Raw genomic sequence first — 6,933 nt, forward strand, 5'->3', positions numbered from 1 at the left:
ATCGAAGGTCGAGCAGACCTTGTAGTGACAAATCTCGGCATTCAGTGTCTTCAGCCAGGCAAAGGCATCGCGCAGGTATGTGTCCATCCATCGCGGTGTCTCGCTGCGGCTGGTGCCGGCGAGGCCGATCGCCCGGCAATGGGCAAATCGTGAAAGCAAGGCATCGTCCGGCTGGCGCATGAACAGCACGGTCGGCACACCACCGAGCTCGAGCGCCTCCATCACATCGGTCGAGCCGGTCAGGTCGTCGCCGTAATAGCTGAGAAGCAGGTCCTGCATCGTCTCAGGCTGCCTTGCCGTCGCCGAATTTTTCGATCGACCGCGCCAGTTCGGGATGGTTCAGGGCGAAGTCCGCCAGCGGAATGCCGTCGACCGCCGCTTGCCAGGCCTGCTGCACGGCGCGCACACCGGCGCCCGGCCCGTCCGGATGGCTGACGATGCCGCCGCCGCAGAGATAGAGAAGATCGACGGTCCGTCCGGTCCGCGCATATGTCTCAGGAGCCTGGCCACCCCACTGGCCAGAGCCCGCCACCGGCAAGGCGCAGTCCTCGGGTGAAAAGATCGGTGTCGTCACCGCCTTGAACGATTCGACGAAAGAGTCGTCCGGCTCCCAGTATTTCGAGGCGATGCCGTTGATCTGGAACTGGTCGACGCCGAGCAGTCGCCAGAATTGCTGCCAGACCTTGAAGTCCATGCCTAGCCCGGGGTGCCGGGTGAGGATGTCCCAGCCGTTGCGGTGAGCATGCAGCACCAGACTGGAGCGCTTCCTCAGGAACGCCATGCCACCGAAGCCGATCGAATTGATGTTGATGACAGCGCAATTGCCGCCAGCCTTCGCCACCATATCGTGGTTGCGCATCATCTCATCGGGGTCGGCATGCGAGATGCCGAAGGCATACATCACCTTCTTGCCGGTCTTCTGCTCGTGGTCGAGGATCAGCGGCACGATCGCCTTCACTCGTTCCGACAGGGGCGAATAGGCCGGGCTCATCAGCTTCTCGTCGTCCTTGATGAAGTCGACACCGGCGGCGATCAGTTCCGCCACCATTGCGGCCGTCTCATGTGGCCGCAAGCCCAGCGCCGGCTTGACGATCGTGCCGATGATCGGACGGTCCATCACACCAGTCAGCCGGCGGCTGCCGGCGACACCGAACTGGGGGCCGGGATGCGCGCCGCGATACTCCTCCGGCAATTTCATGTCGACGATGCGAATCCCGGTGAGGCCCTTGATCGAATAGGTGCCACCGATGGCAATGGTCATCAGTGCCGAAAGGTCGGTGCCGATGGCATCGAATGGAAAGGCGATATCGATATCGGCGCGCCTGAACGGCCCGTTGCCGCTGTCGGGAAGCGACGGCCGCTCGGCATCGGCCAGAGGCCGTATCGCCAGCACGCGCGCCGCCACCCGGGCTTTCAGTTCCTCGGTCTCGCCGGGCAGCGCGACGAAGGTGCCGGTCGACTGATCGCTGGCGATCTTGGCCGCCAGCGCTTCGATGCTTCCAGGCGTTTCGATGCGGTAGGTGAGGGTTATCATGGTCCGCTGTCTCAAGCCGAGGCGTTCGAAAAAGGTTCACTGGTGTTTCAAATCTGGTATAATGAGTACATAAGTATTGCAAGCCATATCCGGCAGTCGGATCGACAGACGGCAATTCCGGGAATTGTGGCGGCAGTGTTAGATAGGGCCGGGTCAAGGGAGTGATTCGCGACGATGAACCGTTCGGAACCGATTGTCCGGCGCAAGCTTTCCGATGAGGTCTTCTTGCGGCTGAAACGCCTCATTACCAGCGGCGAATTGATGCCGGGCGACGACATGCCTTCGGAACGCGAACTGATGGAGCGTTTCGAGGTCGGCAGGCCGGCGATTCGCGAGGCGATGCAGGCGCTGAGCAATATGGGCCTGGTCGCGATCTCGCATGGCGAGCGCGCCAAGGTGCTGCAGCTGACCGCCAAGTCGATCATCAAGCAGGTCGATGGCGCCGCCAAGATCATCCTGTCGTCGTCGAAGGACACGCTGGAGCACCTGAAGACCGCGCGCATCTTCTTCGAGCGCGGCATGGTCAGGGAAGCCGCCGAAAAGGCCACCGCCGAGGATGTGCTGCGGCTCAGGGCCACCGTTGCCGAACAGCGCGGCTTTCGCGGCGATTCCGAAGCCTTCATCTCCGCCGACATGAAATTCCATACGCAGATCGCCGCGATCTCCGGTAACCCGATCTATGTTGCCGTCAGCGAGGCGATGCTGGGCTGGCTGAAGGAATACCACACCGAAATGCTGATCTGGACCGGCAAGGAAAAGTTCACGCTGACCGAGCACGAAGAGATCATCGGCCGCATCGAGAAGAAGGATGCCGATGGCGCCGAGAAGGCGATGATCAAGCATCTCGAACGCTCGCGCGCGCTCTATGTGATGAATTCCGAAAAGTAACTTCAGCCGAGCCGGGTGATCGCGTAAGGCGTCATCACGACCTGGCCTCGGTCAAAAGCTGAAATGTCGACCTGCACGTCTTCCGCCGTCAGGTTCGCCAGCCACGCGATTGTCTTGCCCGAGGCGGAGCGCCCGGCCAGCGCCAGCACCTTGGTTTCATCGCTCGTCCTTGCCGACACATGCGCAAGGCCGGCCAGCTCGCAAAGCCCCTTGATGGCCCCGAAGATCGGCCGGCGCGATCCTTCCGCGACGGGTTCTCCGGATGACGCCAGCACGCCGAACGGTCCGGTGAAGCTGGAGAGCGTGAGCTGTTCCAGTCCAGCGGGCGCGACGCGCGCGGCATATCCGATCGTCCATGCAGCAGCGAACTGACCGGTGTGGCGAGGATCGCTGGCGGCCATGGCAACGCGCTGTCCCCCGGCATTGGGTTTGGTCGCGCTGCCATAGGGGTTCTGGCGCATGGCAATCGTCGACGGGCCGATCCGATAGGGCTTTGCCCCGAAGATCATCGCCCGCGCCGATTGGGTGATGAAAGGCAGCGCCTCCAGCGATTGCATGATGCTGAGATCGTCGGCGGCATGCACGATCGGGCAAGTACAATGGGTGATGAAATCGAGCTGGTCCGCCGGCACGCGCTTGCGGTTGAGTTCGGTGAAGTAGCTGAACATGCCGCCGCCGAGGCGGATATCCGGAAAGGCGCGCCGCGCGGCCGCGTAAACATCCTCGAGCGGCGGACAGTCCGGCCACGTGCTGCCCGGCGGTGTCGACTGCCGGTCGACCGAAGGCGACACGGCAATGGCCGAGAGTTTTAGCCCGGCCTGGCGCACCAGGTCGGCGACACCTGACATCTCGGCGTCAAGATCGCCGGCGCACACAACGACGCATTCGAGGGTCGTTGCGGCAGCGTGGGCATTTGCGAGCCGGGCGAAAGCGCGCAAGGCGTCGAGCCCGTGGCCGCGCGTCGGATCGTAGTGAAACAGCAGCTGTTGTGGGCCGAGTGTCGTCAGCGTGGAGAGGTTCGCCAGTGCCGTCTCGACATCTTCGGGATAGATGACCACGCCGACATCCGGCAGCGTTGGCCCGGCTTCGCCGAGTTCGACGCGGACCGGTTCGCTGGCCACGGCGGCAGCCGGCGCTTTGCCTTCACCTGCGATGCGCAGGCTGATCGTCTGGCGCAGGGTTTGGCCGGCAGGCAGCACATAGGGCCAGGGCAGCGCCAGCGGTCGCACATAGGTCTTGTAGGAGGCGTCCGACCAGTTGCGCTGGTCCTCCATTTCGAAAGTATCGCTTTCCATCCGGCATTCGGCGGTGACGCCAGGCCGAACCTGATGGGTGATGGCGCGGATATCCTTGAAAGGCTGCCAGGGGTCTATCAGTTCGGGAAGCTTTGTCGCCTCCACGCTGCCGTCCGTATGCTCGACCTTGACCGGGCTGCCGGCGAGGTCGGCGATCGGGTGAAGGATGCAGAAGCCGCAGCGGTTGGTTTCGAAATCGCTCTCGGGAAGGGCGCTGACCTCGAAGACCAGACGGCCATCGGCGGAGCCTTTGATGGTGGCGCGGAAGCCGAGCCGGGTTCCATCGGGGGCCAGGCAGCTTGCCGAATAGCTGACCGAAAAAGCGTCGGCAGCCTGGTCGATGATCAGGTCCGTCAAATTTGGCTCATAGGTGCCCCAGTCGCGGTCACGCACGATATAGGCGACGGCGCGTAGCACTTCGGTGCCGCCATGCTGAATGGTGCGCAGATTGCCATTGACGAAGTCCGCGCTGAGCGCGCCCGCGCTGAGCCTGACCGGCTCGACCTCGACCGTACGCGTGCCGTAGAGCAGGAAGGCGTCGGCGGTCATTTCAGCGAGGCGTCGAGTTGCACCGGTTGCCGGCTCGCGGCCCCAGCATAGGCGGCCTCGACCAGCGCGAACGTCTTGAGATTGTCCGCACCCGAGGTCGCCGGTTGTACGCCCTTTGCCAGGCAATCGACCCAGTGCTGCTGGATGGCGACGACGCTTTCCTGGATGTTGTGCCAAGGCCGCGACGCCCACGGCAGCAGCGGCGGCGAAACGTCGGTGACGGCCGTGCCGCTCTTGCCGGTGACGGTCAGCCGATATCCCTGCGCCAGCCGGATCGTGCCGTCGCTGCCGTCGATCTCGATCAGCGTCTCGGGAAACGGCTCCGTGGCGAGCTTCGTCGCGTAGCTGCAGTCGACCACCGAGGTAGCACCGCTGTTGTGATCCATCAGCATCGTCGCGACGTCCTCGCCCGATATGCCGGGGTTGATGCGCACCGTCCGCGTCGTGATCGTGGACACATCGCCGAGCAGGAAGCGGGCGATGTCGAGGATGTGGATGCCGAGATCCTCGATGATGAAGCGCCTTCCCGTCGCCAGATAGGGCTGGCCGGAAAACACGTCATAGGCGGAGCGGAAGGAGATGCGACCGAAGAAGGGCATACCGATCTCGCCGCTGTCGAGCACGGCGCGCACCGCCTGGATCGGCGACTGCCAGCGAAAATTCTCATGCACCATCAGCGGCACGCCGGCTTCCGCGCATGCCCCGACCATCGCCTTGGCATCGGCGAGCGTCGGCGCGAACGGCTTTTGGCAGATCACCGGCACGCGGTGCTGTGCCGCCATTTCGACAAGCGGACGATGGCTGGGCGCGCTGGTGGCGATATCGACGAAGTCGAGGTTTTCGCCGGCAAAAAGTTCCCCCGCATCGGTATAGCGCTTCGCAATGCCGAATTGGTCGCCGACGATCCGCAACCGTTCCGGGTCACGGTCGCAGATGGCGACGATCGAGGCGCCCGCTATGTCGCGCCAGGCATGCATCTGGTTGACGGCAAAGAAGCCGCAGCCGATCAGCGCTCCTCGCAACTCCGCCATGCTCAGCCTGCCTTTGCCATCTGCATCAGCGTCACCCGACTTTGCAGCCGGCGCTGCGCCTGGTCGACGACGACGGCAACGATGATGACGAGGCCCTTGATCACCATTTGCCAGAACGAACTCACACCCATCATCACCAATCCGTCCGAAAGAATACCGATGACGAAGGCGCCGACGATGGTGCCGCCGATCGTGCCGCGCCCGCCCGACATCGAGGTGCCGCCGAGCACCGCCGCCGCAATGGCGTTGAGCTCGAAACTTTCGCCTGTCGCCGGATGCGAGGCCATCAGCTCGGACGAGATGATCAGGCCGACGATCGCCGCGCAGAAACCGGAGAACATATAGACGAACATCTTCACCATGTTGACACGGACGCCTGAAATCCGCGACGCCCGTTCATTGCCGCCGACGGCGAAGATGTGGCGGCCAAGCGGCGTGTATTTGGCGAGATAGGCGGCTCCCAGTGCAACGACGATCAGGATCCAGATCGCCACCGGCAGGCCGAGCAGCCGGCCGGCACCGAGGAAACCGAAGCCGGTGGTGCCAAGTTCCGGTTTGCCGACCAGGTTGGGGAAGGTGCGGCCATCCGACGACAGCAGCGCCAGGCCGCGCGCGACGTAGAGGACGCCGAGCGTGGCGATGAACGGTGCAACGTTCAGCCTGGTGATCAGCAATCCGTTGACGGCGCCGATCAATATGCCGACGGCCAGTGTGATCAGCGCGATCTCGAAGACGTTGAAATAGATGGTGTAGCCGATCTGCAGGTCGATGCCGTTGAGCACGAGATAGCCGGCCACCATACCGCACAGGCCGACGATCGAGCCGACCGAAAGGTCGATGCCGCCAGTGATGATGACGAAGGTCATGCCCATCGCCAGGAATGCGTTCAGCGCCACGTGCTTCGACATCAGGATCAGATTGGCGGTCGATAGGAAATTCGGCGCCGCGATCGAGAAGAAGATCAGCACGGCGATCAGCGCGATGAACGTCCGAAGCTTCATCACGGTCAGCAGCACCGAGCCGCTGGAAGTGGAGGGAGCGGCCGCTTTGGCTGGGATGTCAGTCATGGGCGGTGCTCTCCGTGCGTGGGGTCGGTCCGTGGCCAAGCGCGGATGCAGCCACGAGTGCCGCCTCCGTCGCTTCGGCGCGATCGAACATGCCGGTCAGTTTTCCGTTGCTCATCACCGCGATGCGGTCGGACAGCGCCATCACCTCGTCGAGGTCGGAGGTGGCGAACAAAATCCCCAAACCGTCGCGGGACAGTTTGCGCATGGTGCGGAAGACGTCGGCCTTGGCGCCGACATCGATGCCTCGGCTGGGCTCGTCCATCAGCAGCACCTTGGGTTCGGTGAGCAGCGCCTTGCCGATCACCACTTTCTGCTGGTTGCCGCCCGACAGCGACGACACCTCCTGCGCAGGGTCGGCGACCTTGATCGCCAGCTCCCGCACCATCTGCGTCACCGCCTGCCTTTCGTCGGCGCCACGGATATGGAACAGGCGGGCAAATCGCAACAGGCTGGCCAGCGTCAAATTGCTGGCGACCGAGAGGATCGAGACCAGCCCTTCGCGCTGACGGTCTTCGGGGATCAATGCCAGGCCACGCCGGATGCGCCGCGTCGTATCGCGCTCCTTGACC

General features: G+C 63.6%; 7 protein-coding genes. 1 reads left to right on the forward strand and 6 read right to left on the reverse strand.

The features are described 5' to 3' along the window. On the reverse strand, window positions 1–279 hold a 279-nt coding region (locus EN939_RS15045; RefSeq protein ID WP_272483093.1), incomplete at its 3' end, for a four-carbon acid sugar kinase family protein. Between the two features lie 4 nt (window positions 280–283). Beyond that, a complete protein-coding gene (oiaX, locus tag EN939_RS15050; RefSeq protein WP_127268636.1) occupies window positions 284–1,534 on the reverse strand; it encodes a 3-oxo-isoapionate-4-phosphate decarboxylase OiaX in 1,251 nt (416 codons plus the stop codon). A gap of 174 nt (window positions 1,535–1,708) precedes the next feature. Between oiaX and EN939_RS15055 the strand changes: the two genes are divergently transcribed. After that, window positions 1,709–2,422: a transcriptional regulator NanR gene (locus tag EN939_RS15055; protein WP_063167520.1), complete on the forward strand. Its 714-nt coding sequence runs from the start codon at window positions 1,709–1,711 to the stop codon at window positions 2,420–2,422. A gap of 2 nt (window positions 2,423–2,424) precedes the next feature. Here EN939_RS15055 and apnL read toward each other — a convergent pair whose 3' ends face one another. The 4 genes from apnL to EN939_RS15075 all read right to left on the reverse strand — a co-directional run. After that, entirely contained in the window at window positions 2,425–4,266 is a 1,842-nt protein-coding gene (apnL, locus tag EN939_RS15060) for a D-apionate lactonase (RefSeq protein WP_127268637.1), read from the reverse strand. Next, window positions 4,263–5,297 carry a Gfo/Idh/MocA family protein gene (locus EN939_RS15065; RefSeq protein ID WP_127268638.1) on the reverse strand — a complete coding sequence of 345 codons (1,035 nt, stop codon included), beginning with the start codon at window positions 5,295–5,297 and terminating at the stop codon, window positions 4,263–4,265. The genes apnL and EN939_RS15065 overlap by 4 nt, the downstream gene beginning before the upstream one ends. A 2-nt stretch (window positions 5,298–5,299) precedes the next feature. Further along, the gene (locus EN939_RS15070) at window positions 5,300–6,364 is read right to left on the reverse strand and encodes an ABC transporter permease (RefSeq protein WP_027036223.1); all 1,065 of its coding nucleotides are present in this window, start codon (window positions 6,362–6,364) and stop codon (window positions 5,300–5,302) included. Beyond that, on the reverse strand, window positions 6,357–6,933 hold a 577-nt coding region (locus EN939_RS15075), incomplete at its 5' end, for an ATP-binding cassette domain-containing protein (protein ID WP_164751001.1). The genes EN939_RS15070 and EN939_RS15075, both read right to left, overlap by 8 nt.

It is taken from the genome of Mesorhizobium sp. M7A.F.Ca.CA.002.05.1.1 (assembly GCF_003998335.1).
Lineage (GTDB): Bacteria > Pseudomonadota > Alphaproteobacteria > Rhizobiales > Rhizobiaceae > Mesorhizobium.